The sequence below is a fragment of the Pseudomonas sp. ES3-33 genome, assembly GCF_000952175.1.
GTDB classification, from domain to species: domain Bacteria; phylum Pseudomonadota; class Gammaproteobacteria; order Pseudomonadales; family Pseudomonadaceae; genus Aquipseudomonas; species Aquipseudomonas gregormendelii.
Window position 1 is genome coordinate 65817 of the sequence record NZ_JZRI01000114.1, and the last position, 24924, is coordinate 90740.

A 24924-nucleotide genomic window follows, 5' to 3' on the forward strand; every position below is an offset into this window, starting at 1 on the left:
GCACTTACGTTGGGCAGGTCTCGCGACCGTTATCCAGGCCTTGCTTGTAGGTGTGGCTTTCCAGGCTGGCCTTGCCGTTGTGCCAGGTCAGGGTCAGCACATACAACGAGTCGTAATCGCTCGATTCCCAGTCTTCGGTAATCTTCTGCTTCTTGCCCAGGGCGTCGCCCGCCACCTTGTTGATCAGCTCAGGCAGGTAGCCATGGGACCAGGCGGTGTAGATGACCGAGTTGTGGTACTTGTCATGGAGCAGTTCGTCGGCCAGGTCGCTGGTATCGTTGGCCGAGAAGTTGATGTTCACCGGCAGGCCGAGCTTGATCGCACTCGGGCTGATGGTCATCAGGGGACGGATGTAGCTGTAGGAGTTATCCAGCTCGCCTTCCTCGACATTGCGGGTCGGGTTGGCCGCAAACACATAGTCGGCCTTGCCGAATTTTTCCGGGAGCAGGGTCGCCAGGTCAATGGCGCGATTGAGGCCCTGGCAGTTGAGCTGGCCCAGGCCGCCCTCGGGTTTTTCCGCATGGCGCAGGAACACCAGGGTCTGGGTACCGTCAGCGGGCTGGGCGCGGCTTTCACTGGATTCCAGCGACAGGAACACCGCACTGGTGGCGAGCAGTGCCGGCAGAAAAAGATAGGCGCGATGCTTGAAGCGATTGGCAAATTTCAAGAATTTCATCGAATAAGGGGTTCTTCAGCGCATTCGGTTAAGGCTGACAAACCTTTACACCGCGAGCTTCCAGCGTCGGGTGATTTCCATGTCGTTGAGCCGGTCCGTTTCCGAAGGGGCAAGGATCAGAGTGCCTGAAGCCCATTTGGTTCGATCCCGACAGGTGCGCCGCACTCTACCGGGATGCTTTCTCGGATGTAGGAAAAGTTACCGACAGGATGTTACAACTTGTCGTCGCAGCTGCCGGAGGCTGCGATCTTTTGCTCTTGATGTTCAGCAACCTTGAAAAATCAGGATCACGATCAAAAGATCGCAGCCTTCGGCAGCCCCTACGGATTATGATCGGCTTACATCTTCCTTTGGATGCTCCCATGACTGATTTGTCCGCGTTCCCCATCACGCAAAAATGGCCGGCCCAGTACCCTGAATGGATCCAGCTGTATTCCCTGCCGACACCCAATGGGGTCAAGGTCTCGATCATGCTCGAAGAGATCGGACTGCCCTACGAGCCCCATCGCGTCAGCTTCGAAACCAATGACCAACTGTCCCCGGAGTTCATTTCGCTGAGCTCTAACAACAAGATTCCGGCGATCCTCGATCCCCATGGTCCGGCCGATCAACCCTTGGCGCTGTTCGAGTCCGGGGCGATTCTGATCTACCTCGCCGACAAGAGCGGGCAGTTACTGGCCCAGGAATCGGCGGCACGCTACGAGACGATCCAGTGGCTGATGTTCCAGATGGGAGGCATCGGGCCGATGTTCGGCCAGCTTGGCTTCTTCAATAAATTCGCCGGCAAGGACTACGAGGACAAACGCCCACTGGGTCGTTATGTGGACGAAAGCAAGCGCCTGCTCAAGGTGCTCGATACCCGGCTGCAAGGGCGGGACTGGATCATGGGCGATCGCTACACCATTGCCGACATCGCCACGTTCCCCTGGGTGCGCAACCTGATCGGCTTCTATGAAGCGGGCGACCTGGTAGGCATCAACGACTTCAAAAACGTGACGCGGGTGCTTGAGCGCTTCCTGGCGCGGCCGGCAGTCATGCGCGGGCTGGAAATTCCGAAGTAGTCCATTCAACAAGACCAGGGAAAGGCCATGCATTCATTTGATTTCAAGCAGGTAGATGTGTTCAGCCGCAGCCCGCTCAAGGGCAATCCGCTGGCGGTGGTGTTCGCTGCTGATGAACTGAGCGACGAGCGGATGGCGGCGTTTGCCGCCTGGACCAACCTCAGCGAGACCACCTTCATCCTCCAGCCCCGTGACCCGCGGGCCGACTACCGGGTGCGGATCTTCACCACGCTCAAGGAGCTGCCATTCGCCGGTCATCCGACCCTGGGGACTTGTCATGCCTGGCTGGAAGCCGGCGGCGTGCCCATGGCCGAGGAGGTGATTCAGGAGTGCGGAGTCGGGCTTGTGCGCATTCGTCGCCAGGGCGCGGAGCTGGCCTTCCTGGCGCCGCCGCTGATCAGGACCGGGCCGGTGGATGCCGGGATTGTAGAACGGGTGCGTCTGGGGTTGGGCCTGGAGCGCGGCGCGATCCTGCGCAGTCAGTGGGTCGATAATGGCGCCGGCTGGCTGGCGGTGATGCTGGCGGATCGCCGGCAGGTGCTGGACCTGCAGCCCGACCATGGGCAAATGCTCGGCCTCGCGGTCGGGGTCGTTGCGCCTTGGCAGCCGGCACGCGATGGCGATGCCGCGCAGTTCGAAGTGCGTGCATTTATCAGCGGCGACGGCATGCCTGAAGACCCGGCCACCGGCAGCCTGAATGCCGGGCTGGCGCAGTGGCTACTCATGGAAGGGCTGGCACCGCCGAGCTATGTGGTCAGCCAGGGTGTGACCATGGGTCGCGCCGGGCGCATCCAGGTCGAGCAAGTGGGCGACGAAATCTGGGTCGGCGGCCCCGTCGTGACCTGCATCAGCGGCACTTTGACCCTCTAGACCGACCGTGCCGTCTGGTGATTATTGCCGGACCGGTAACGCACTCTTGGTCAACAAGCGTTTGTGCGGTACGCCGCACAACGCATAAGCTTTCGCCCCCTACGACTTTTGTCTTGTCCCAGGAACCTCCATGTCCAGTCAGTTCCCCGAAGCACGTCCACGCCGTCTGCGCCGCAATGCGAGCCTGCGCAGCCTGTTCCAGGAAACCGAGTTCAGTCTCGATGACCTGGTGCTACCGATCTTCGTCGAGGAAGAAATCGACGACTTCGTGCCGATCAAGAGCATGCCGGGCGTGATGCGCATTCCCGAATCTAAACTTGCCGGCGAGATCGAGCGCTACGCCCGTGCCGGCATCCGTTCGGTGATGACGTTCGGCGTGTCCCACCACCTGGACAGCAACGGCAGCGATACCTGGAACGAAAACGGGCTGGTGTCGCGCATGTCGCGCATCGCCAAGGATGCAGTGCCGGACATGATCGTGATGTCCGACACCTGCTTCTGCGAGTACACCGACCACGGCCACTGCGGGGTCATGCACAACCATGAAGTCGACAACGATCAGACCCTGGTCAACCTCGGCCGGCAGGCCGTTGCCGCAGCCCAGGCCGGTGCCGATGTGATCGCTCCTTCCGCGGCGATGGACGGGCAGGTCCAGGCGATTCGCCGGGCGCTGGATGCCGCCGGTTTCACCCACACGCCGATCATGGCCTATTCGACCAAGTTCGCTTCGGCGCTTTATGGCCCGTTTCGTGAAGCCGGTGGCAGTGCCCTCAAGGGCGATCGCAAGAGCTACCAGATGAACCCGATGAACCGCCGCGAAGCGGTGCGCGAGTCGTTGCTGGACGAGCAGGAAGGCGCGGATGCGCTGATGGTCAAGCCGGCCGGCGCGTACCTGGACATCATCCGCGACATCCGCGAGGCCTCGCGCCTGCCGCTGGCGGCGTACCAGGTCAGCGGCGAATACGCGATGATCAAGTTCGGCGCCCAGGCCGGGGCCATTGACGAAGACCGGGTGGTCCGCGAAAGCCTTGGGGCGATCAAACGCGCCGGTGCCGATCTGATTTTCACTTACTTCGCGATGGACCTGGCGCTGGCCGGGATCTAACCAACAGCAACCTGCCTGTGGCAGCGGGCAAGCCCGCTCCCACATGTTTGTTGTGTGGGGTGTCAGGGGTTGGTGAAAAACGTACGAATCCCGTGATCACGGAAATAGCGTTCGATCACCTTCGGATCCGAGCTGTTCTCGGCGATCGCCACATAGGTATCCGGTCGTAACAGGTAGAACCCGTTACGTCCAAGGCCCGCCGGTTCGAACGCAGGCCGCCAGGCAAATACCTGCAACGGCAGGTGATGCTCCAGGCACCAGGCGATCATTTCGTCGCTGGTGTCGCCATACACATGCACCTGCCAGACCGGCTGCTTGAGCGATTCATAATTGTCGCCTTCGCCATCGTGCGCCCAAGGCAGTCGATCCCCGCCATGGACATGCCCGGCTACGCCTGCACTCAATGCCATCGTCCGGTAATTCAGAGTGATCTGCGAAACCGTGCGAAACAGAAATTCGCGGGATGTTTCGAACGCGGCCATTTTCGGAATGAGCAACGGCGCCAGGCGGGTGCGCAGCAGGTCGGCCATGGGGCCTTGGGCGGTGACCAAACTGAATACCCGGTCGGTGGTGGCGACCAGTTTGCGGGCAAAAGCGATGCGTTCCGGTTCATAACTGTCGAGCAACCGCGTTTCGGCACCGCCACTCAACACGGCGGCGAGTTTCCACGCCAGGTTGATGGCGTCACCGATCCCGGTGTTCATGCCCTGGCCGCCGACCGGACTGTGGACGTGGGCGGCGTCCCCCAGCAGAAACGCGCGACCGGTGCGAAAGTGATCCGCCACCCGATGATGCACGCGGTAGGTCGAGAACCAGTTCACCCGCTCGATCTGCACGTTCATGCTCTGGATCGCGTGATTGCTGACATCCTCGAACCGCAGGTTTTCCGACTGTTCGGCGCGCTCATCGCGCACTGTGCCGATCAGACGCGCGCGACCTTGCTCGGCCATGGGAAACACCGCAAGGAAGTCGGCCTCATCCAGGTCCACGTGCAATTCACCATTGAGGGCCTCGCCGCTGGCATGCACATCGGCCACGTAGAAAATCTGCTGGTAGGTGCCGCCGGGAAAATCGGTATCGAGGGCCTTGCGCACGATCGATCGGGCGCCATCACACCCGGCCAGGTAACACGCCTGGCAAATTTCCTGCTGGCCGTCCGGCAAGCGCAATTGCGCACTGACGCCGTCGCCGGTTTCCTCGAAACTTTCAAGTTCGGTACTGCGTTCAACCTTGATTCCAAAGGCTTCGAGGCGGGTTATCAATAGTCGCTCGTGCTGGTCCTGGGGATATATTTCCAGGAAAGAGTAGGGCGTGAGCCCTTCGCCGACGGCCGTCAGGGGCAAGCGCGCGACAGGCCCGCCCTTGACCCAGAAATTCGCCGCGGCAACGCGATGACCGCTCTGCACCACGGCGTCGGCGAGGTCGAGCTGGCGATACAGTTCAAGGGTGCGCGCCTGCACCGCCAACGCCCGGGAGGTCGTGCCGGGCGCCGAGGTCTTGTCGATGATCCGCACCCGAATCCCCAGTTTGCTCAACCACAGCGCCAGTACCAGTCCAGTGGGGCCGGCGCCGACAATCAGCACATCGCTTCGATTCATGGGGCTGGTCTCCTCGCCGTGTTGCTCAAGTATGGTCCAGCTCGAAACCGCGTCCAGACGGCCTGCCCAACGGAAAAAGCCCTCTGGTAAAAGCATGCCTGCTGGGGACGGCGTTCCGATCAAAAGATCGCAGCCTCGTTTCTCTCGACAGCTCCTACCCGGATTGCATGCAGATCCCGCGCAAATCACACCCGGTTTAGGCGGGGGAACAGTTAGCGGCGGCAAGAGTCATAGCCTGCGCCATGCCATTGATCGTATGGTTAACCGTCCCGAAGAATCTGATGGAACACCATGCAAGCCAATCGATTGATCACAAGCGTCACCGCGCTACTGGTACTCGCCGGTTGCGCCACGCAAAGGACACCGGAACCGCCTGCGCGCAAGCCCGCAGAGGTCAAGGCTGAACTGGTGCGCCTGTTGCCGGCAAAAACAGCCGATCGCCAGGGCTGGGCCACGGACATCTATGCCGCATTCGCCGCGCAGGGCATTTATCCGAGCACGCAAAACCTCTGCTCGGTGCTCGCCGTCACCGAGCAGGAGTCGACGTTCCAAGTGGACCCGCCAGTGCCCGGGCTAGGCAAGATCGCCCGTGAAGAAATCGACCGCCGGGCCGCCAAGGTGCATATCCCCCGCCTGCTGGTCAGTGGCGCGCTGCAGGTCAACTCGCCCAACGGCAAGAGCTACAGCACGCGGCTCAATGCCGCACGCAGTGAAAAGGAGCTAAGCGCGATCTTCGATGATTTCATCGGCATGGTACCAATGGGGCAGACGCTGTTCGGCGGATTCAACCCGGTGCATACCGGTGGGCCGATGCAGGTCAGCATCGATTTCGCCGAACAGCATGCGCGACAGTACCCGTATCCGGTCGAGGGCACGATTCGCCGTGAAGTGTTCACTCGTCGCGGCGGCATGTATTTCGGCATCGCCCACCTGCTGGGTTACCCGGTGAGCTACGAACAGCCCCTGTACCGCTTTGCCGATTTCAACGCCGGCTGGTACGCCAGTCGCAATGCAGCCTTTCAGAATGCCGTAAGTCGCGCATCTGGCATCCCGCTGGCGCTGGACGGTGATCTGGTGCGCTACGACGCAATCATGCCGGGCACCACCGAGCTGGCCGTGCGCAGCCTTGGCAAGCAACTGGACATGCGCAATCCGACCATCCGCGCTCAACTGGACAAGGGTAAGAGCCTGGAGTTCGAGGAAACGAAACTGTATCAGCGGGTGTTCGAATTGGCGGAGCAGGCTGAAGGCCGGTCATTGCCCCGGGCGGTATTGCCGGGAATCGTTCTGCAAAGCCCGAAAATTACCCGAAAACTCACCACCGCCTGGTTCGCCAAGCGGGTGGATGAGCGCTATCAGCGTTGCATGGCCCGAGCCCGCTGAGCGGGCCCAGGCCTCAGTGGGAGCGGGCGTTTGTTTGCATCAGACGGCCCAGGGTAAATTCAATCAAATGACCTTCACTGCCCGGCCGATGAACTGAATCGGCCCGGTCGGCTTGCCGATTGGCGAGCCATTGGGGTTCTCCAGGGTCAGCTCGAACAGTTGATCAGGAACCAGTGGCGGCAGTTTATCCAGCGGCACCGACAGGGTTTGCCCCGGTTTGACCAGACCCAGGGATACCGGCCCTTGCCAACCGTCTGCCTTGGTCCAGAATTCCAGCGCCTTGTCGGCTGGAACTTCAACCACCCCCAGCGGAATCAATTGCAGCTCCCTTGGGTTGCTCGCCTGGACGACCCAGCCCGGCGCCTTGTCCTGAGGGCCGACCAACACCACCAGGTAGGTCGGCTTGGCCGTGGTCTGCGTCAACAGCAATGCACCGAGCAGCAGGCTGGCCGCCAGCCCGGCACCGGCCAGCCCGCGCCATAAGGGCAGCAGGTTCCACCAGGAGGGCGCGCGCGCGGCAGGTAACCGGTGCTTGGGCTCCAGGACCTGCACACTGCGCTCAATTCGCGGCCACAATTGGGTAGAAGGAAGCACCGGCTCGACGAGGTCGGTCAAGCCGAGCAGGCGACGTTCCCAGCTGTCGACCGCCGTGCGCAACTCGGCGTCGTCCTCCAGGCGCAGGCGCACCTGAGCTCGCAACTCGCCCGAGAGCGTGCCCAGTACATACTCGCTGGCCAGTTCGTCGCGCTCTTCAGGGGTTTCGTTCAAAGGTCTGCTGATCATCCCATGCACTCCCGCAACGCCGTCAGGCTGCGCTTGATCCAGGCTTTGACCGTGCCCAGCGGGGTGCCGAGCTTGTGTGATATCTCGGCGTGGGAATAACCGTCGACGTACGCATGCACGATGCAAGTGCGCCGTGCCGGTTCCAATTGCTCCAGGCAGTGATGGATGCGTCCGGAATCGGCCTGGTCATCGAAAGCTTCGGTAACGTCCGGCACTTCGGTCTCGTCGTGGCTTTCGCGCCGATGGTCGCGCAGGAAATTCAACGCCAGGTGCCGCGTTACGCTGTACATCCAGCCCCGCGCCGAACCTCGCGCGGGATCGAATCGCGCGGCACCGTTCCAGATTTTCAGAAATGCATCGTGGACAATATCTTCGGCCAGCGCGGTGTCGCGTACCAGGCGCTTGGCCACGCCCAGCAGGCGCGAACTCTCCTGCACGTATAAATCGCGCAAGGCCTGCCGATCGCCTCGCCCGCAGGCGGCCAGATGTGCTTCGTAATCGAATAAGGGTTCGGGCAAGGACACTGTGCTCAGCCATTGTTGGGACCTGGCATGCAATCTAGCAAACAAACATACCCCCTGTAGGCGCAAGGCTTGCCCGCGATGGTTTTCTGTCAGCAAATGTTGTGTCTGCTGACCGAAAGCCATCGAGGGCAAGCCTTGCTGCCACAGCTGCCACAGCTGCCACAGCTGCTACAGCTGCTACAGCTGTTCCAGGTAACAGAAATTGCAGGTGTCCCAGATCACAGGTCATGCATGTGTTCCAGAATATTGCAGTATTCCAGGCGTCTATTAGAGATTAGAGATGGGGGCCGGAATCAGCTGGCGGCCCAGAAAATGTAATCCGCCTGGTACTTCACCACTTCCTGCTTGCCCTTGTTGGCGGAGGTGCATTCGGTACCCGGTGCCACGCCGCCCTTAAGGGCCACGCGCTGGATGTAGCTCACGCCGCTCATCGCGCCTTTGCCTTCGGCCGGATTGGCCTTGACCAACTGGTACGGCAGGTTACCCGGTGTCGATGGTGCGACGGCCAGTTGGGTACCGGTGACCTTCGAGCCGTCCTTCGCCTGCCAGGTGGCCGGCGGGCCGAAATAGGTGCCGACCTGTTTGCCGCTGCGATCGTTAAGCACCGCTTTGGGCCCCACGAAAACCCACTCGGTCATGCCGGCGGCGTTGGCCTTGTCGCGGCACTCATAGGTGATCTCGCCGACCCCGGTGGTCTCCATCGCTACCTTGTGCCCGTCCGGCACCTTGATGCTGTCGGGCAACCCGGTCTGGGCGAAGGCGGCGGTAGTGGTGGCAAGCAAACCGGCAAGGCACATCAGCTGTTTGGCGTTCATTGATAGCACTCCGAAAGTGGGTAATCCGCTGTGCAGCATCAGCGCTGCTACAGGTACTACCCGCCACCGGGCGATTTGGATGCAGAGGCGAAAAAAGAAATTTTTCCGCAGGAGCCGAGTCAGCTGCTACAAAGAGAGAACTGCAAAGGAGGTGTGTATGTACCAGCTCTACGGACACAGGAACTCCGGCGCTGCGGCGATTGAGGCGGCGTTGGAACTCTGCGAGATTCCCTATCGTTTTATCGATGTCGAGGCCTCACCAGAGTCGGCGCAGGCCCTGGAGAAACTCAATCCGCTGAAGCAGATACCAACCCTGCAATTGCCCGACGGCAGCGTCCTGACCGAGAGCGCCGCGATCCTCATCCACCTGGGGCTGACCTTTCCCCAGTCGAACCTGCTGCCGGATGACGTCGCCGAACGCGATCAGGCCATTCGCGGCCTGGCGTTCATTGTCAGCAATTGTTATGCGGCGATCGGCATCATCGACTACCCCGAGCGCTGGCTGGACGAGTCGGATGAGAAGTCCCGACAGAACCTCATGGCCGGCGCGCGCCAGCGCCTGCACTGGAGTTGGGAGGTGTTCGCCGACCAGTTTTCCGGCGAGTTGTACCTGGGCGACGAGGCGCCAGGCGCTCTGGACGTTCTGGCCGCCGTGGTCAGTCGCTGGGCGGGTAGCCGCGAACATCTGCGCATCACCCGGCCAGGATTTTATGCGTGGCTGGAGCGAATCGATCGGCATCCGACATTGGCACCGGTGTTTGCCCGGCATTGGCCAACGTGAACAATACTGTGGGAGCGCGCCTGCTTGCGATGGAATGTCAGATCCAATGAGGTCGACTGACACTCCATCGCGAGCGGGATCACCCACGGTGGGAACCCAAACTATTCGCCGCGAATGTACTGCTCCAGCTGCCGAATGAGCTCGGCCTGTTCGGCAATGGCTTCCTTGACCAGGTCGCCGATCGACAGCAGGCCGATCAGCTTGCCGTTCTCGACCACAGGCAAGTGACGCAGCCGTTTATCGGACATGATGCCCAGGCAGGTGTCCACGGTCTGGTGGGTGTCCACGGTGATCACTTGCGAGACCATGATGTCGCGCACCGGCGTACCCACCGAGGAACGACCATGCAACACCAGTTTGCGCGCGTAATCCCGTTCGCTGATGATCCCCAGCACCTGGTCATTTTCCACCACGAGCAGGGCGCCGACGTTCTTCTCGGCCATCTTCATCAACGCTTCTAGCACCATGTGGTCGGGCTTGATCTGGTGCACTTCCTGGTTCTTCTGATCTTTCAACTTGAGCAGTTGGGCGACGGTTTTCATGGTGGGTACTCTGGTGTTGTCGTTGTTCTAGAAGAATCATAGACCCGGGCGTTGAGGGCAAGACGCAAAGCGGCGGATATCATGCAAAAAACGTCATTTGGCTGTTTTTTTATACATTTTCCCATTCCAACTCCACATAACCTCGCTGGCTCGGCAGCTGTGACGAGGATACGCGTAGAATCCCCACCTGAATCGTTATCGAGGCTGCACTGGTGGATCTACAGCAGGGTTTTGTCCTGACCCGGCATTGGCGTGACACCCCGGCCGGTACGGAAGTCGAGTTCTGGCTGGCGACCGACAACGGTCCCCGGCGCATTCGCCTGCCCCATCAACCGTCGGTGGCGTTCATTCCCGCCGAACAGCGGGAACAGGCAGAGCAGGTGCTACAGGGTGAAAAAAACGTCGAGCTACGGCCCCTGGCGCTGCTGGACTTCGAGCATCGCCCGGTGCTCGGCCTGTACTGTCAGCTGCACGGCCAGTTGATGCGCCTGGAAACCGCCCTGCGCAAGGTCGGCGTCGAGATGTTCGAAGCCGATGTGCGACCGCCCGAACGCTACATGATGGAGCGCTTCATCACCGCACCGGTGGTCTTCGGTGGCACGCCGAATGCCGAAGGACTGGTGCTCGACGCGCAGATGAAAGCTGATCCGGCTTACCGGCCCACGCTCAGGCTGGTGTCCCTGGATATCGAAACCACCGCCCGGGGCGAGCTTTACTCGATTGCGCTGCAAGGGTGTGGCGAGCGTCAGGTGTACATGCTTGGTCCGCCCAACGGTGACGACAGCGAGGTGGACTTCCAACTTGAATACTGCGAGTCACGCACCCTGTTGCTGAAGAAACTCAACGAATGGTTTGCCCGTTTCGACCCGGACGCGATCATCGGCTGGAACGTCGTGCAGTTCGACCTGCGGGTGCTCCACGAGCATGCCCGGCGCCTGGCGGTGCCGCTCAAGCTGGGGCGTGGTGGCGAAGAGATGCAGTGGCGTGAACATGGCAGCCGCAATCACTTTTTTGCGGCAGCGGCGGGCCGCTTGATCATCGACGGCATCGAGTCCCTGCGCTCAGCGACCTGGAGTTTCCCCTCGTTCAGCCTGGAGAACGTCGCCCAGACCCTGTTGGGGGAGGGCAAGGCGATCAGCACGCCTTACCAGCGCATGGACGAAATCAACCGCATGTTCGCCGAGGACAAGCCGGCCCTGGCCAAATACAACCTCAAGGACTGCGAATTGGTCACGCGGATTTTCGCCAAAACCGAGCTGTTGACCTTCCTGCTCGAGCGCGCCAGCGTTACAGGTTTGCCGGCGGACCGCAGCGGCGGCTCGGTAGCGGCCTTCACCCACCTTTACATGCCGCTGATGCACCGCCAGGGCTTTGTTGCGCCGAACCTCGGCGGGCGGCCACCGCAAGCCAGTCCTGGCGGTTTTGTCATGGACTCACAGCCGGGGCTCTACGAATCGGTGCTGGTGCTCGACTACAAGAGCCTCTACCCCTCGATCATCCGCACGTTCCTGATCGACCCGGTCGGCCTGATCGAAGGCCTCAAGCACCCGGACGACCACGACTCGGTCCCCGGTTTCCGCGGCGCGCGGTTTTCCAGGACCCGGCATTGCCTGCCAGCGATTGTCTCGCGGGTGGCCGAGGGCCGGGAAACCGCCAAGCGTGAGCACAACGCGCCGCTGTCCCAGGCCCTGAAGATCATCATGAACGCGTTCTACGGCGTGCTCGGGTCCAGCGGCTGCCGGTTCTTCGACACGCGCCTGGCCTCATCGATCACCTTGCGCGGGCACGAGATCATGCTGCGCACTCGTCAGCTGATCGAGGCGCAGGGGCACACGGTGATTTACGGCGATACCGACTCGACCTTCGTCTGGCTGCGTCGGGCCCATGGCCAGGAAGAAGCCGCGCAGATCGGCAGGGCCCTGGTCGATCACGTGAACCAGTGGTGGCGTGGGCACGTGCAGCAGCAGTATGGGCTGCAAAGCGTGCTTGAACTGCAATATGAAACCCACTACACGCGGTTCCTGATGCCGACCATTCGCGGTGCGGAGGAGGGCAGTAAAAAGCGTTATGCAGGATTGGTCCGCCGTGCCGATGGTACCGACGAGATGGTCTACAAGGGCCTTGAAGCGGTGCGTACCGACTGGTCACTGCTGGCCCGCCAATTCCAGCAGGAACTCTATTCGCTGATATTCCACCGCAAGCCCTATCAGGATTATGTGCGCGACTACGTGCGCAAGACCCTGGCCGGCGAGTTCGACGAGCGCCTCGTCTATCGCAAACGCCTGCGCCGCACCCTCGACGACTATGAGCGCAACGTGCCTCCACATGTGCGGGCGGCGCGCATCGCCGATGCCTACAACGACCAGCAGGGCCGGCCTCGGCAGTACCAGAACGGCGGCTGGATCAGTTACCTGATCACCGTAGCCGGGCCTGAGCCGCTGGAGGTGCGCAGCGCGCCCGTCGACTATGACCATTACGTCACGCGGCAACTGCAACCGATCGCGGACGCCATCCTGCCGTTTGTAGATGACGACTTTTCAACCCTGATTGGAGGGCAACTGGGGCTCTTTTGAGTCCAGTAGCGACAGGGTCCACTCGTCCGGAATGCCGTGGTAGTAACGGTCCATGGCCTGATGGAACAGACTGTCCCCGGGGCTGAACTGCGTAAACAGGGTCATGGAGGAGTGAAACTTCAGGTTGTCGGGGTGACCGAAAATGTCACCGATGGACCGATGCTTGATGTTGAGCACCAATTGAGTACAGGTCCGCAGCCGTGCACCCAGCACTGCATGATCCAGATAGGCCATCGCTTCTGCGGCCGACTGGATAGCGAAGCGCCGCGACATTTCGCTGCCACCCAGTCCGGCGATCTGCGGGAAGATGAACCACATCCAGTGCCGGCGCTTGCAGCCGGCAGCCAGTTCCTCGAGGACGTAGTCGAACACCGGGTCCTGCGCCTGGAGGAAGCGGTCCAGGTTAAAGGAGTCCAGCGGGTCGGTGCTTCTCATGTAGAAGCCCTCTGATGAAACCGATGGCCTAGACCATGGCCAGTCGCTGTTTGCGTTGTGGCGCACGAAACACTTGGTCCAGCGCCTCCAGATCCCCGGGTTCAAGCCGTATGTCGTGTGCTTGGGCATTGAGTTTGACGTGCTCGGGCCGGACCGCCTTGGGGATGGCGATTACCCCGTCCTGCCGCAGAATCCATGCCAGTGCCACCTGCGCCGGTGTCGCGGCGTGACGGGCTGCCACTTGTCCGAGGGTGGCGTGGGCCAGCATATGCCCACCTTGGCCAATGGGACAGTAGGCCATGACGGGCAGCCTCTGTTGCGGGCACCACGGTAGCAGGTCGAATTCGATGCCGCGCGCTTCCAGGTTGTACAGCACCTGATTGGTGGCGCAGGCCGGTGCAGCCAGTTCGTGCAGGTCATCCAGATCAAAATTGGACACCCCCCAGCGGCCGATCTTGCCGGCCTCGCGCAAGCGCTCGAAGGCTTCGACAGTTTCCTCCAGCGGATACTGACCGCGCCAATGCAGCAGATACAGATCGATGTAATCGGTGCGCAGGCGCTTCAGGCTGCGCTCGCACGCCAAGGGAACGCCCTGGCGACTGGCATTGTGCGGGTACACTTTGCTGACCAGGAAGACCTTGTCACGCTGACCCGCGATCGCCTCGCCCACCACTTCCTCTGCTGCGCCTTCGGCGTACATTTCGGCGCTGTCGATCAGGGTCATGCCCAGCTCGATGCCTTGGCGCAAGGCCGCGACTTCGCTGGCGTATTGCGACGAATCCTCGCCCATGCGCCAGGTGCCCTGGCCGATGACCGGTACCTCGACGCCGGCCAATTGCAAAGTGCGCATTCAAACCTCCTGAAAAATCCGCTGGTGTACGTTCGGCAGCATGAACGGCATGAGGTTCATTGCTGCAAGGCTCCAGGCTACCGCAGCCAGTGGACGTTGTTGAGTGGCGCATCCTTCGTGCAGGTTTACGGACCGTCGGCACTGCACTTTTTCAGCATTCGCGGCTCTATCCATGGCCTGCCCGCGGCGATCCCCACCGCCGGCCAATGCCCAAGTCGCAAAATTCATGGCCCAATTGTTGTCCCTCATCACCGCGCACATCCGCGGCCAACGCCGGCTACTCGCCTGCATGGCGCTGCTGTTCGTCACCGGTTGCAGCCAGCAGCAGGGACGGGACGTCATCAGCCAGTTTCGCGAAGGCAAACCCCAGGAATTTCTCCAGACCAGCGTCGACCGCATGGCCACCCTGACCATGCGCGACAACCTCGACAGCCTCTACCTGCTGATGAACAAGCTGTACCTGCGCAACCCCGACGAGCTGAAAAAGTCCGGCTTTCTCGACGCTCGAATCGCCGAAAAACAGGTGCGCATGGCGATCGAGCAACAGCAACCGCTGCCCACCCTGGGGGGCAGAAAGGACCTGGCGGCGCTGAGCTATGCCATGAGTCCGGAGTTCCTCGGCGACCGGGTCGGTGCGTTCATCTATGCCATCGGCAGCATGCTGGTGACTGCCCACGGCGACCGGCTGGAGTTCTACATGACGGATGCGATCAATCCGACCTTCGTCAACAACGCCGCGCGCAACATCGAGAAAGCCACCTGGATCCTCAGTCAGCGGCAGAACCCCCAGGGCGGACCCTTGCTGTTTTCCAACGAGATCTCGGAGGAAGGCAGCAACCTGAGTTTCGCCGTGGAATTCGGCAAGATCGTTGCGCGCCTGGACCTGTTGACCCAGATGCTCGACGAGCGATATCGACGGATCGGCCTGAACTACGCGCAGAGCCTGCTGTTTCTGAATTTTTTACCGGTGCAGTGATCCGAGTCAGTTACAGTGTTAAGTTGTATACAATCGATGTCGCTTGAAAGGGAGCTGCAACCGTCATGACAGACCAGGCCGCCGTCGAGCGTGCGCGCACCGAACACTCTGCCCAGAGCGAGAAGCTGCCTTACGCTGCGCTGCTGGCGTTCGCCATGACCGGTTTTATCGCCGTGCTCACCGAAACCCTGCCGGCCGGGTTGCTGACGCAGATCGGCGCTGGGTTGCAGGTCAGTGAAGTGTGGGCCGGCCAGCTGGTTACGCTCTATGCCCTGGGCTCGATCGTGGCGGCCATTCCGCTGACTGTGGCGACTCGCGGCTGGCGGCGTCGGCGAGTGCTGATGATGACGGTGTGCGGATTTCTGTTGTTCAACACAGTCACGACGTTCTCCAGTCACTACGGGCTGACCCTGGTGTCGCGCTTCCTGGCGGGCATGGCGGCGGGCCTGGCGTGGGGCATCATGGCCGGTTACGCCCGGGGGCTGGTCACCCCGCGCCTGCAAGGTCGGGCGCTGGCGATCGCGATGCTTGGCACCCCGGTCGCGTTGTCGCTCGGCACACCTGCCGGGACCTGGCTGGGTAACCTGATCGGCTGGCGCGCCTCGTTCGGCATCATGTCGGCCCTGGCGTTGCTGCTGGCGGCCTGGATCATGGTCGCCGTGCCTGACCGTCCCGGCCAGCCCGACACCGAGCGCCTGCCCCTGGCCAAGGTGTTCAGCATGAAGGGCGTGCGTCCTGTGTTGTTTGTGGTGCTGACGTGGATGCTGGGGCATAACATTCTGTACACCTATATCGATCCGTTCCTGACCCAGGCGGGCCTGGGTGAACGGGTGGACCTGGTGCTGCTGGTGTTCGGTGTCAGTTCGCTGGTGGGTATCTGGGTGATTGGCCTGCTGGTGGACCGTTGGTTGCGCCGGTTGGCACTGATCAGCCTCGCGGTTTTTTCGCTTACCGCGCTGGTGCTGGCCATGGCTGCGTCGTCGCCCTGGGTGGTGTATGGCTGCATGGCGGTGTGGGGGCTGTCATTTGGCGGGTCGGCAACGTTGCTGCTGACGGCGACTGCAGATTCTGCGGGCGAGAACGTTGATGTGGTGCAGGCGATGCTGACGACTTCCTGGAACGTGGCCATTGCCGGGGGCGGACTGTTCGGTGGTCTGCTGCTGGACCGGGTGGGCGCGATGGCGTTTCCCTGGGCGTTGCTGATTTTGTCGCTGGTGGCGTTTGCTACGGTTTTTGTTAATAGCCAATACAGCTTCAAGCCGGGGCGGCGGTCGCACTGACCTGCAATGATCCGAACTCATTCTGTGGGCGCAACGCTTGCCTGCCGCGGCTGCCTGCGTCGCACCCCTGTGGGAGCAAAGCTTGCTCGCGATAGCGGTCCGCCATTCAACATCATTGCCGAATCGATATAACCATAGTCCGCATTGATATAAGTAGTTATAAGAAAAATCGCTATGCTGCGGACCAGTTTTTTCCTGCGGTTTGTTTGGGCGATTTATGGACTTTGGAAACCTCGGGTTAGTCGTTGCAGGCTTGGTAGTCGGTTTTATTGTCGGCATGACCGGCGTCGGTGGCGGGTCGTTGATGACTCCTATCCTGCTGTGGTTCGGCGTCAATCCCGCCACAGCGGTCGGCACTGACCTGCTGTACGCGGCCATCACCAAATCCAGTGGTGTTCTGGTTCACCGCAAAAACAAGAATATCGACTGGGCGATCACCGGCTGGCTGACCCTCGGCAGTGTCCCGGCAGTGGTCATGACATTGTGGTTCCTGAGCACGCTGCACAGCTCTCCGGATGCCATGAATGCCGTTATCAAACAGGCCCTGGGTTTCGTACTGTTCGCGACGGCACTGGCAATTTTCTTCAAGAAACGCCTGCTCGATTTCGCCCACAAACGGGCTGGCGGCAACTACAACCCGAGCGGTCCGCGCCTCAATGTGATGACCGTCATCACCGGTCTGGTCCTCGGCACCATGGTCGCACTGACGTCCATCGGCGCTGGCGCGCTGGGCACCGTGGCCTTGTTCATCCTCTATCCGCTGCTGCCAACCCGGCGCCTGGTGGGCACCGAAATCGCCCACGCCGTACCGCTGACCCTCGTCGCCGGCCTTGGCCACGCGAGCATGGGCAACATGGACTGGCACGTGCTGGGCTATTTGTTGATCGGCTCGCTGCCGGGTATCTGGCTGGGCAGTCACCTCACCGGACGGATCTCCGATGAAGTGCTGCGACCTTGCCTGGCGACCATGTTGGTATTGATCGGTTACAAACTGGCGTTCTGAGTAAGTGGCGTCAGGCCGTTGGGATCAGACGCTTCATGACGGTGATTTCAAGACCACGGTCGTCCACCATGTCCTCGACGACTTGCCAACCCAGGCTCGCATACAGCGATTGGGCGTTGTCGGTGTAGAGAAAGAGCTCGGCGATGCCCAGTGCCGCAGCCTCGTCGACGATGCGGGTCACCAGTTGCGAGGCAATACCGCGGCCGCGGTGCTCGACCTTCACATACACGCCCGCTAGCCACGGTGTCAGTTCCGGGCGTGACGCCAGGTCGCTGTCGACCAACAGGGCGCCGCCGAGCATTTGTGCATCTTCGATGGCGACCACAACCGTGGGCACTGCACCTTTGCCACAGGCCGCCCGCATGCGCGCGGTTCTGGCTTGCAGGTTGTCGCCGGGACGGTATTGACCCCACTCGTTGAAATTGAGTTCGGCCAACTCGGGGATGAGTGCGGGGTGGTCGCACAGGTAGTCGATCTGCATGGCGGTTGAAGCTCCTTTTCATGACGCTGCTTGTCGTGCGCCGACCATAGAATGTTCGTTTCAGGTAATCAACTGCGCACAGGATCGCGGTTGCGCAATAATCGCCCTGACCTAAGCTTTGAACAAAGCGAAACATTATTGCGGTGCGTCACCCGGAACAATCACCGCGATGCGCAATCATTAGAGCGTGGATTACAAAAGGAGATGCGCATGCTCATCAGGTCTTTGACCCTGACTACCTTGCTGGTACTCGCCGGCCCCTTGCTCGCCGCTGACGGCGATTCACCGCTGGACATGGACAAGGGCCGCTCGCGTCCGCTGATCGTGATCGCGCCCAGCACGGTGGACCCGACGTGGGTCAGCCTGAAAAAATCCCTGGAAGAGCCCGACAACAAAAAAGGCTTCACCGACCGCAACATGGTGCTTTATTCGGTGATCAACACCATGGGCCAGCGAGAGGGTAAAGACCTCGACCCGCAAAGTACGATGGCGCTGATTCGTGCACTGAAGATGGGGGCAGGGGCGCAGACCAAGGTCATTCTTGTGGGCAAGGACGGTGAGAAGAAGCTTGAGCAATTGGGGACGGTAAACCTGAAGGAGATTTTCAGCACCATCGATGCCATGCCGATGGCTGAAAAAGAAGCGGCGGCAGCGGCGGTGGCGGCACCGGCCGAAGCCGAGCCGGCCAAAGGCGCCAAGGGCGCGAAACCTGCCAAACCGGCTAAACCCGCCAAGCCACCTGAAATGCCCGACGACTGACACAAAAATGGGCGACCTGCACAGGTCGCCCATTTTTTAGTGTTCACACGAAAGGTGGATTCGATCAGTGTGCCAGCACGCTCAGAACCGAGTGAGCGATCTTGACCCTGTCCGGGATTGGAAAGTTCTTGTTCGCCAGAATCACGATGCCTATCTCCTTGGAGGGCACGAACGCCGCATAGGCGCCAAAGCCGCCAGTCGAGCCGGTCTTGTTGATCAGTACATTCTGCGGCTGTGGTTGCGGGGGGTTAAGCCACTTGACTTCATGCGCCTGCATCGCCATTTCCGTTGAATTCCCGGCCAGTAGCTGGTCGAGTGTGATGGGGTAGCTGTACAGCTCCCAACCCAGCCCCTGAGTCATGTTTGCGACGGTGTAGTAGCCGGTGTGGGTGGTAGCGATAGCCTGTTGCATCGGCGCTTCCAGCTTCGTCGGCCGCATGTTTGCCTCGACATAGCGCAGCATGTCGACGGCGCTGGTTTTGACCCCGTACGCCTCGGAATCGAGCGCTCCCGGGCCGACTCTGACCGGTTTATCCTCCTTGTTGTAGCCCTGGGCATACAGTGCCATTTCGGCCTGGGGAACCTTGAGCCAGGTGTGGGAAAGGCCCAGTTTTGGCAGCAAGGTCTGTTCCATCAACTGGTCAAATGGCGCCCCCATGCTTTGCGCGGCCAGGTAGCCAAAGAGCCCGAGGCTGGGGTTGGAATATAGTCGATGGCTGCCAGCGTCATAGGTCGGCTTCCACTGCTGGAAATAGCCGATCATCTTGTCTGGCGAGTCGGCATTTTCGGGGAACTGCAACGGCAGGCCACCGGCGGTATACGTGCCCAGTTGCAGCACGCTGATGTTGTCGAAGGCGCTACCTTGCAATGCCGGGAGAATCTGACTGGCCTTTGTGGACAGGGACAATTTGCCGCTGGCCTGGGCGTAGGCGGCCAGGGTCGCGGTGAAGGTTTTGCTGATTGAGCCTATTTCGAACAAGGTGTTTTCAGTGACCGCCTTGCCGGTTTCCCTGGAGGCTGCGCCGAAGTTGAAATAATGCGCCTGGCCCTTGTAGGTGACGGCTACCGCCATGCCCGCGATGTTTTGTTGCTGCATGACGGGGGTCACGGCGGCCTTCACGGTCGCTTCGATTTGTTGATCGGAGGGGGCGGCGGCGATGCAGTGGGTCGTGGCGAGGAGGAGTCCGAATGCGCTGCAGGCCAGGGTTTTGCTGAGGCTGGAGGTGTGCATGAGGTGTGGTTGTCCTTGGTGTTTTTGCACAGTGTACAGGCTGGGTGGGGAGTGAATCCTGAGCAAGCAACGCTTTGCTCTCACAGGTGTCACTTCCCGCAAGCCCAGGAAACGGATCTGTACACCGCCAAAAAGCCCTAGCGCATCAGACACGGCCGCTTGTTATCGAACTTCCAACCCGGAATCAGAAACTGCATCGCCACGCTGTCGTCCCTCGCACCCAGGCCCATGCCTTTATAAAGCTCATGAGCCTTGGCCAATTGATCCTCATCCAGCTCAACCCCCAACCCTGGCTTCTTCGGCACCTGCACGCAGCCGTCGACGATTTGCAGAGGTGCTTTGGTCAAGCGCTGGCCGTCCTGCCAGATCCAGTGCGTGTCGATGGCGGTGATGTCGCCCGGCGCGGCGGCCGCGACGTGGGTGAACATCGCCAGAGAAATATCGAAGTGATTGTTGGAGTGCGAGCCCCAGGTCAGGCCCCACTCATGGCACATCTGCGCCACCCGGACCGAGCCCTGCATCGTCCAGAAGTGCGGGTCGGCGAGGGGGATGTCCACCGATTGCAGCTGGATCGCATGGCCCATTTCCCGCCAGTCGGTAGCGATCATGTTAGTGGCGGTTTTCAAGCCCGTGGCACGGCGGAATTCGGCCATCACTTCACGGCCCGAATACCCGTTTTCCGCTCCGCAAGGGTCCTCGGCGTAAGCGAGCACATGATGCTGATCCCTGCACAGGCGAATCGCTTCTTTCAACGACCATGCTCCGTTGGGGTCCAGGGTGATGCGTGCGTCAGGGAAGCGTTCGGCCAGGGCCGTCACGGCTTCGATTTCCTCATCCCCTGACAACACGCCGCCTTTAAGCTTGAAGTCCTTGAACCCGTACCGCGCATGGGCGGCCTCTGCCAGGCGGACCACGGCGTCGGTGCTCATGGCCTTTTCGTGACGCACCTGGAACCAGTCGTTATCCGCGTCCGGTTCGCTGCGGTAGGCCAGGTCTGTTTCGGTGCGATCACCCAGGTAAAACAGATACCCGAGCATCTTCACTTCATCGCGCTGCTGACCTTCGCCGAGCAGGGCGGCGACCGGCACTTCCAGATGCTGACCAAGCAGGTCCAGCAGCGCGGCTTCCAGGCCGGTCACCGCGTGGATCGTGATGCGCAGGTCGAAAGTCTGCAGACCGCGACCACCGGCATCGCGGTCGGCGAACGTCTGTCGCACCTGATTGAGGATCTTCTGATAGGTGCCGATCGGGCTCCCCACCACCAGCGATCGAGCGTCTTCCAGCGTCTGGCGAATACGCTCGCCACCGGGTACCTCACCGACGCCGGTGTGCCCGGCATTGTCCTTGAGGATCACGATATTGCGCGTGAAAAACGGGCCATGGGCGCCGCTCAGATTGAGCAGCATGCTATCGTGGCCTGCCACCGGCACCACTTGCATACTGGTGATGATCGGGGCTTTTGCGGTGTCTTGTGTGTGCATTTTCTTGTCCTTATGACCGGGTTCAGGCGTGGTTTGGCGCAGGGTCCAGTACAACGTCGGGAGCGGGCTTGGGTGTGTTGCGTGCGGCGAAGACGATGATCGCGGCAATGATCGAGGTGGCGGCCAGGCCGTACAGACCGCCCTGGATCGAACCGGTGTGCTCTTCCAGCAGGCCGAAGGTGGTGGGCGCGACGAAGCCGCCGAGGTTGCCCACCGAGTTGATCAGGGCAATCACCCCGGCAGCGATCCGTGCATCCAGATAGGCCTGGGGGATCGGCCAGAACAGCGAAGAAGCCGATTTGAAACCCAGTGCCGCGAAACAGATCGCGACGAAGGCGAAGACCGGCCCGCCTGTGGTGGACATGAACATCCCTGCGGCGGCAATCAGCAACGCGGCGGCCACCCAGGCTTGCTGGTGTTTCCATTTGGCTGAGAGGGACGCGAAGGCATACATGCCGATGATCGACAGTAACCAGGGGATCGAGTTGAACAAGCCGACCTGGATGTCGCTGAGGTCGCCCATCTTTTTGATGATGCTCGGCAGCCAGAAGGTCGCGGCGTAGATGGTCAGCTGGATGAAGAAGTAAATCACGCAGAACAGGATGATCTGGCGGTCCTTGAGTAGCTTGCCCAGTGACGGCTTGATCGGCGTTGCTGCTTCGCGAGCCAGTTGTTCATCGTCGATGGCCTTGACCAGTGCATCCTGTTCGTCGCGGCTCAGCCACTTGGCGTCGTGCGGTTTGGAGTCCAGCCAGAACCAGACGAACACGCACAGGCAGACGGAGAACATGCCCTCGATGAAGTACATCCATTGCCAGCCGTGCATCCCCAATCCGTTGATTTGCAGGAGGAGCCCCGACAGCGGGCCGGAAATCAGCGAAGCAATGGCTGAGCCGCTGAGGAAGATCGCGATTGCTTTGCCGCGCTCCACGCCTGGCAGCCAGCGGGTGAAGTAGTAAATCACCCCGGGGAAAAATCCGGCTTCGGCTACGCCCAGCAGGAATCGCAGGATGTAGAAGTGGGTTTCGTTCTGGATGAATGCCATGCATGCGGCTACAAGGCCCCAGGTCAGCATGATGCGGGTCAGCCAGATACGTGCACCGACTTTCTGCAGGAGGATGTTGGAGGGGACTTCGAACAGCGCGTAACCGATGAAGAACAGGCCGGCACCAAGGCCGTAGGCAGCAGCGCCGATGCCCAGGTCGTGTTCCATGTGGGCGCGGACGAAGCCGATGTTTACCCGGTCAATGTAGTTGACGATGAACATGATGACGAACAGCGGCAAGACGTGGCGTTTGACTTTCGAGATGGCGGAACTCAGGACCGGATCGGCGGCCTGGTTCATCCCGTTTATGGATGATTTCACAGATTTTCTCCCACTGATTATTTTTATGCGGGGTGGAGCTTTCTGTTGCGTTGATAGACATCATACAACTGCTATTTTTACGCCTGCAAGGTGTTCTGCTCAGTAAAATGGCAGAAATAGGTGGTATTTTTAATCTTTAGCGGAGGTGCTGGCGCTGTAATTAGCTATTTTCCAGGGTTTTGTTGAGTGTTGTCATACAAGCTGACCGTCTTTGCCAGAGATTCCCGAGCAGCGCAGTGCTACGATTGCAGCAGTTCCGCTTTCGGATGACGCCATGCAAGAAGACCTCGAAGCACCCGCTCGCAAGCGCACCCATAACCTGGCCCATGACCTGGTCGCCAAGCTGACCCAGAGCATCCTGCTGGGGCAGATGCAGCCAGGGGACAAGCTGCCGTCCGAGAACTCGATCGTGCAGGAACACGGGGTCAGTCGCACCGTGGTGCGCGAGGCAATCTCCAAGCTGCAGGCGTCGGGTTATGTCGAGACACGTCACGGCATCGGTACCTTTGTGCTGGAGCGCGAGACGCAGCAGGGCCTGCGATTGAACGTCGATACCGCGCTGGGGGTGCGCAGCATCCTGGAGCTGCGCATGGGGCTGGAAACCCAGGCCGCCGCGTTGGCAGCTATGCGCCGTTCGGATCAGCACCTGGTGCAAATGCGCCAAGCGCTGGACGACTACCAGCGCTTGCTGGCGAATAACGACAGTTGCGTTGAAGCCGACAGGCGTTTTCACCTGCTGATCGCCGAAGCCACCGGCAATGCCTGCTTCAGTGAAATCATGCAGCACCTGGGTAACGCGATGATTCCTCGAACCCGGGTCAACGCCGCCGAACGCGGCGCGGCGGACTTGAGCAAGCTGGGCCTGCTGGCCAACCTTGAGCATGAGGCAATTCTCAATGCGATCAAACGCCAGGACACTGACGCGGCGCGCGCTGCCATGTGGTTGCACCTGACCAACAGTCGCGACCGCTTTCTCGCCGATCACACCTGACCGTCCGTCTCGCCGACAGCACGCGGCGCCCGCACCCGTTTCCAACAAGTACGGCCCAGATTTGCTGGACCTCATCAATGAGGTGCGTCATGGCTAACGAAACGAACTTCCCCGGCACAACCCCCAACACCGACCCTGCCAGACCCATGCCCGGCACGGATGAGCCGTTGATGGATCACGATGCGCCCCCTGGCATGGACCCCTCGCGGAATCCGTCCGAGGCGGATGCGGATCGTCCTGAAGACTGGATGGACCCCACTGCGGACGAAGACATGCCGCCAGCGGATGAACCTTCGCCGCTGTCAGATGATCGTCGCTAAATGGCACCAGGCGACCTTGCCGCATTAATGAGTCGTTGTATTCGCAAGCCTGACGGCATCTGCCTGTCAGGCTTTTTCTTTGGGTGAAAATGTTTGGCGGGCGGGGCTGTCAGTTCCCCGGGGTCTATCGATCTCCATCTATGCTTTATCCACAAACGGATGGCACTCGCGCGGACCGTGGTGGACTAAGCATCAGGTCGCGAACTTGCGGCCTGTGGACTGACATGGATCGGACATGAACGAAAAGACGCTACAGAATAAATCGTTGGTGATACTGCTGTTCGTGGTCACCGCCGCCTTCATCTGGATCCTGCTGCCATTTTATGGTGCGGTGTTCTGGGCGGTGATTCTGGGAATTGTGTTTGCACCCTTGCAGCGCCGCCTGCAGTTGAAGTTTGGCTGGCAGCGCAACGTGACCTCCCTGTGTACCCTGAGTGTGTGTCTGGTGATCGCGATTTTGCCGGTGATCATCATCAGTGCGTTGCTGGTGCAGGAAGGCGCGGTGTTCTACAAGAGTGTGGAAAGCGGCGAGCTGGATATTGCGGCCTATGTGGCCCAGTTCAAACACAGCCTGCCGACGTACTTCCAGCACTTGCTCGACCGCTTCGGCATGGGCGAGCTGAACGGCTTGCGGGAAAAACTGGTGAAGAGCGCAATGACCGGGGGCCAGGTCCTGGCATCCCAGGCCTTCAGTTTTGGCCAGGGCACGTTTGAGTTCGTCGTGAGTTTTTTCATCATGCTGTACCTGCTGTTCTTCTTCCTGCGCGACGGCCCCGAGCTGGCGCGCAAGGTTCGCGCGGCAGTGCCGCTGCAGGAACACCAGAAACGCCGGCTGCAGCTCAAGTTCAATCGCGTGGTGCGCGCGACCGTGAAAGGCAATCTGTTGGTGGCTGTCACGCAGGGCGCTCTGGGCGGACTGATCTTCTGGTTTCTGGATATTCCGAGTGCGTTGCTGTGGGCGGTGCTGATGGCGTTTCTGTCGCTGTTGCCGGCGGTGGGGGCGGGCATTGTCTGGGGGCCGGTGGCCGCTTACTTCCTGC

Annotated in this window: 25 protein-coding genes; 13 read left to right on the top strand and 12 right to left on the bottom strand. The window is 60.8% G+C overall.

Going from position 1 to position 24924, the window contains the following annotated elements; genetic code table 11:
* Positions 1 to 4: 4 nt before the first annotated feature.
* Positions 5 to 676, bottom strand: a complete 672-nt coding sequence (locus UB23_RS19565; protein WP_045060947.1) for a hypothetical protein — start codon at positions 674 to 676, stop codon at positions 5 to 7.
* Between the two features lie 362 nt (positions 677 to 1038).
* On the opposite strand from UB23_RS19565, the gene UB23_RS19570 reads away from it, so the two are divergent.
* From UB23_RS19570 to hemB, 3 genes are all read left to right on the top strand, one after another.
* Complete coding sequence (locus UB23_RS19570; protein ID WP_045060948.1) at positions 1039 to 1737, top strand: glutathione binding-like protein; 699 nt, start codon at positions 1039 to 1041, stop codon at positions 1735 to 1737.
* Between the two features lie 27 nt (positions 1738 to 1764).
* Positions 1765 to 2607, top strand: a complete 843-nt coding sequence (locus UB23_RS19575; protein ID WP_045060949.1) for a PhzF family phenazine biosynthesis protein — start codon at positions 1765 to 1767, stop codon at positions 2605 to 2607.
* 130 nt (positions 2608 to 2737) lie between these two features.
* Positions 2738 to 3712, top strand: a complete 975-nt coding sequence (gene hemB / locus UB23_RS19580; RefSeq protein ID WP_045060950.1) for a porphobilinogen synthase — start codon at positions 2738 to 2740, stop codon at positions 3710 to 3712.
* 62 nt (positions 3713 to 3774) lie between these two features.
* Here the strand turns inward: hemB and UB23_RS19585 are convergent, their stop codons facing one another.
* Entirely contained in the window at positions 3775 to 5310 is a 1536-nt protein-coding gene (locus UB23_RS19585) for an FAD-dependent oxidoreductase (protein WP_045060951.1), read from the bottom strand.
* A 291-nt stretch (positions 5311 to 5601) separates the two neighbouring features.
* On the opposite strand from UB23_RS19585, the gene UB23_RS19590 reads away from it, so the two are divergent.
* Positions 5602 to 6693 (top strand): DUF1615 domain-containing protein, encoded by a 1092-nt coding sequence (locus tag UB23_RS19590; RefSeq protein WP_045060952.1) that lies wholly within the window; start codon positions 5602 to 5604, stop codon positions 6691 to 6693.
* A gap of 63 nt (positions 6694 to 6756) precedes the next feature.
* Here UB23_RS19590 and UB23_RS19595 read toward each other — a convergent pair whose 3' ends face one another.
* The 3 genes from UB23_RS19595 to UB23_RS19605 form a co-directional block, all read right to left on the bottom strand.
* The gene (locus UB23_RS19595) at positions 6757 to 7476 is read right to left on the bottom strand and encodes an anti-sigma factor (RefSeq protein WP_045060953.1); all 720 of its coding nucleotides are present in this window, start codon (positions 7474 to 7476) and stop codon (positions 6757 to 6759) included.
* Positions 7473 to 8000, bottom strand: coding sequence for a sigma-70 family RNA polymerase sigma factor (locus UB23_RS19600; protein WP_045060954.1), 528 nt, complete (start codon positions 7998 to 8000; stop codon positions 7473 to 7475). The genes UB23_RS19595 and UB23_RS19600 overlap by 4 nt, the downstream gene beginning before the upstream one ends.
* 293 nt (positions 8001 to 8293) lie before the next feature.
* The gene (locus UB23_RS19605; protein WP_045060955.1) at positions 8294 to 8815 is read right to left on the bottom strand and encodes a DUF3455 domain-containing protein; all 522 of its coding nucleotides are present in this window, start codon (positions 8813 to 8815) and stop codon (positions 8294 to 8296) included.
* A gap of 157 nt (positions 8816 to 8972) precedes the next feature.
* Between UB23_RS19605 and UB23_RS19610 the strand changes: the two genes are divergently transcribed.
* Positions 8973 to 9596: a glutathione S-transferase gene (locus UB23_RS19610; protein WP_045060956.1), complete on the top strand. Its 624-nt coding sequence runs from the start codon at positions 8973 to 8975 to the stop codon at positions 9594 to 9596.
* A gap of 101 nt (positions 9597 to 9697) precedes the next feature.
* Here UB23_RS19610 and UB23_RS19615 read toward each other — a convergent pair whose 3' ends face one another.
* Complete coding sequence (locus UB23_RS19615; protein ID WP_045060957.1) at positions 9698 to 10138, bottom strand: CBS domain-containing protein; 441 nt, start codon at positions 10136 to 10138, stop codon at positions 9698 to 9700.
* A gap of 212 nt (positions 10139 to 10350) precedes the next feature.
* Here UB23_RS19615 and UB23_RS19620 point away from each other — a divergent pair, with 212 nt between their 5' ends.
* A complete protein-coding gene (locus UB23_RS19620) occupies positions 10351 to 12711 on the top strand; it encodes a DNA polymerase II (protein WP_177328577.1) in 2361 nt (786 codons plus the stop codon).
* Here UB23_RS19620 and UB23_RS19625 read toward each other — a convergent pair.
* Both UB23_RS19625 and UB23_RS19630 read right to left on the bottom strand, forming a co-directional pair.
* On the bottom strand, positions 12676 to 13146 hold the full coding sequence (locus tag UB23_RS19625; protein ID WP_045060959.1) for a DUF1810 domain-containing protein: 471 nt from the start codon (positions 13144 to 13146) through the stop codon (positions 12676 to 12678). The two genes, UB23_RS19620 and UB23_RS19625, sit on opposite strands and share 36 nt — an antisense overlap.
* Before the next feature lie 28 nt (positions 13147 to 13174).
* On the bottom strand, positions 13175 to 13996 hold the full coding sequence (locus UB23_RS19630; protein WP_045060960.1) for an aldo/keto reductase: 822 nt from the start codon (positions 13994 to 13996) through the stop codon (positions 13175 to 13177).
* 289 nt (positions 13997 to 14285) lie between these two features.
* Between UB23_RS19630 and UB23_RS19640 the strand changes: the two genes are divergently transcribed.
* The 3 genes from UB23_RS19640 to UB23_RS19650 all read left to right on the top strand — a co-directional run bounded on the left by UB23_RS19640 (position 14286) and on the right by UB23_RS19650 (position 17255).
* Positions 14286 to 14972 carry a hypothetical protein gene (locus UB23_RS19640; RefSeq protein ID WP_414704645.1) on the top strand — a complete coding sequence of 229 codons (687 nt, stop codon included), beginning with the start codon at positions 14286 to 14288 and terminating at the stop codon, positions 14970 to 14972.
* A gap of 65 nt (positions 14973 to 15037) precedes the next feature.
* Complete coding sequence (locus tag UB23_RS19645; protein WP_045060963.1) at positions 15038 to 16252, top strand: MFS transporter; 1215 nt, start codon at positions 15038 to 15040, stop codon at positions 16250 to 16252.
* Between the two features lie 217 nt (positions 16253 to 16469).
* The gene (locus tag UB23_RS19650; protein WP_045060964.1) at positions 16470 to 17255 is read left to right on the top strand and encodes a sulfite exporter TauE/SafE family protein; all 786 of its coding nucleotides are present in this window, start codon (positions 16470 to 16472) and stop codon (positions 17253 to 17255) included.
* Between the two features lie 10 nt (positions 17256 to 17265).
* On the opposite strand, the gene UB23_RS19655 is transcribed toward UB23_RS19650, so the two are convergent.
* A complete protein-coding gene (locus UB23_RS19655; protein ID WP_045060965.1) occupies positions 17266 to 17736 on the bottom strand; it encodes a GNAT family N-acetyltransferase in 471 nt (156 codons plus the stop codon).
* Positions 17737 to 17946: 210 nt separating this feature from the next.
* Between UB23_RS19655 and UB23_RS19660 the strand changes: the two genes are divergently transcribed.
* A complete protein-coding gene (locus UB23_RS19660; RefSeq protein WP_045060966.1) occupies positions 17947 to 18495 on the top strand; it encodes a DUF4174 domain-containing protein in 549 nt (182 codons plus the stop codon).
* Positions 18496 to 18559: 64 nt separating this feature from the next.
* Here the strand turns inward: UB23_RS19660 and ampC are convergent, their stop codons facing one another.
* The 3 genes from ampC to UB23_RS19675 form a co-directional block, all read right to left on the bottom strand.
* Entirely contained in the window at positions 18560 to 19726 is a 1167-nt protein-coding gene (gene ampC / locus UB23_RS19665) for a class C beta-lactamase (RefSeq protein ID WP_045060967.1), read from the bottom strand.
* Positions 19727 to 19863: 137 nt separating this feature from the next.
* Positions 19864 to 21207, bottom strand: coding sequence for a glucarate dehydratase (gudD, locus tag UB23_RS19670; RefSeq protein WP_045060968.1), 1344 nt, complete (start codon positions 21205 to 21207; stop codon positions 19864 to 19866).
* Between the two features lie 22 nt (positions 21208 to 21229).
* On the bottom strand, positions 21230 to 22573 hold the full coding sequence (locus UB23_RS19675; protein WP_045060969.1) for an MFS transporter: 1344 nt from the start codon (positions 22571 to 22573) through the stop codon (positions 21230 to 21232).
* Between the two features lie 274 nt (positions 22574 to 22847).
* Between UB23_RS19675 and UB23_RS19680 the strand changes: the two genes are divergently transcribed.
* The 3 genes from UB23_RS19680 to UB23_RS19690 all read left to right on the top strand — a co-directional run.
* Entirely contained in the window at positions 22848 to 23564 is a 717-nt protein-coding gene (locus UB23_RS19680; RefSeq protein WP_045060970.1) for a FadR/GntR family transcriptional regulator, read from the top strand.
* Positions 23565 to 23653: 89 nt separating this feature from the next.
* Complete coding sequence (locus UB23_RS19685) at positions 23654 to 23884, top strand: hypothetical protein (protein ID WP_045060971.1); 231 nt, start codon at positions 23654 to 23656, stop codon at positions 23882 to 23884.
* Positions 23885 to 24119: 235 nt separating this feature from the next.
* Positions 24120 to 24924: AI-2E family transporter (locus UB23_RS19690; protein ID WP_045060972.1), on the top strand; the 805-nt coding region annotated here is incomplete at its 3' end.

Bases quoted from the DNA above. Each gene is read 5' to 3' on its own strand.
- UB23_RS19565 (WP_045060947.1), bottom strand. From the start codon at position 676: ATGAAATTCTTGAAATTTGCCAATCGCTTCAAGCATCGCGCCTATCTT.
- UB23_RS19570 (WP_045060948.1), top strand. From the start codon at position 1,039: ATGACTGATTTGTCCGCGTTCCCCATCACGCAAAAATGGCCGGCCCAG.
- UB23_RS19575 (WP_045060949.1), top strand. From the start codon at position 1,765: ATGCATTCATTTGATTTCAAGCAGGTAGATGTGTTCAGCCGCAGCCCG.
- hemB (WP_045060950.1), top strand. From the start codon at position 2,738: ATGTCCAGTCAGTTCCCCGAAGCACGTCCACGCCGTCTGCGCCGCAAT.
- UB23_RS19585 (WP_045060951.1), bottom strand. From the start codon at position 5,310: ATGAATCGAAGCGATGTGCTGATTGTCGGCGCCGGCCCCACTGGACTG.
- UB23_RS19590 (WP_045060952.1), top strand. From the start codon at position 5,602: ATGCAAGCCAATCGATTGATCACAAGCGTCACCGCGCTACTGGTACTC.
- UB23_RS19595 (WP_045060953.1), bottom strand. From the start codon at position 7,476: ATGATCAGCAGACCTTTGAACGAAACCCCTGAAGAGCGCGACGAACTG.
- UB23_RS19605 (WP_045060955.1), bottom strand. From the start codon at position 8,815: ATGAACGCCAAACAGCTGATGTGCCTTGCCGGTTTGCTTGCCACCACT.
- UB23_RS19610 (WP_045060956.1), top strand. From the start codon at position 8,973: ATGTACCAGCTCTACGGACACAGGAACTCCGGCGCTGCGGCGATTGAG.
- UB23_RS19615 (WP_045060957.1), bottom strand. From the start codon at position 10,138: ATGAAAACCGTCGCCCAACTGCTCAAGTTGAAAGATCAGAAGAACCAG.
- UB23_RS19625 (WP_045060959.1), bottom strand. From the start codon at position 13,146: ATGAGAAGCACCGACCCGCTGGACTCCTTTAACCTGGACCGCTTCCTC.
- UB23_RS19630 (WP_045060960.1), bottom strand. From the start codon at position 13,996: ATGCGCACTTTGCAATTGGCCGGCGTCGAGGTACCGGTCATCGGCCAG.
- UB23_RS19640 (WP_414704645.1), top strand. From the start codon at position 14,286: ATGGCGCTGCTGTTCGTCACCGGTTGCAGCCAGCAGCAGGGACGGGAC.
- UB23_RS19645 (WP_045060963.1), top strand. From the start codon at position 15,038: ATGACAGACCAGGCCGCCGTCGAGCGTGCGCGCACCGAACACTCTGCC.
- UB23_RS19650 (WP_045060964.1), top strand. From the start codon at position 16,470: ATGGACTTTGGAAACCTCGGGTTAGTCGTTGCAGGCTTGGTAGTCGGT.
- UB23_RS19655 (WP_045060965.1), bottom strand. From the start codon at position 17,736: ATGCAGATCGACTACCTGTGCGACCACCCCGCACTCATCCCCGAGTTG.
- UB23_RS19660 (WP_045060966.1), top strand. From the start codon at position 17,947: ATGCTCATCAGGTCTTTGACCCTGACTACCTTGCTGGTACTCGCCGGC.
- ampC (WP_045060967.1), bottom strand. From the start codon at position 19,726: ATGCACACCTCCAGCCTCAGCAAAACCCTGGCCTGCAGCGCATTCGGA.
- gudD (WP_045060968.1), bottom strand. From the start codon at position 21,207: ATGCACACACAAGACACCGCAAAAGCCCCGATCATCACCAGTATGCAA.
- UB23_RS19680 (WP_045060970.1), top strand. From the start codon at position 22,848: ATGCAAGAAGACCTCGAAGCACCCGCTCGCAAGCGCACCCATAACCTG.
- UB23_RS19685 (WP_045060971.1), top strand. From the start codon at position 23,654: ATGGCTAACGAAACGAACTTCCCCGGCACAACCCCCAACACCGACCCT.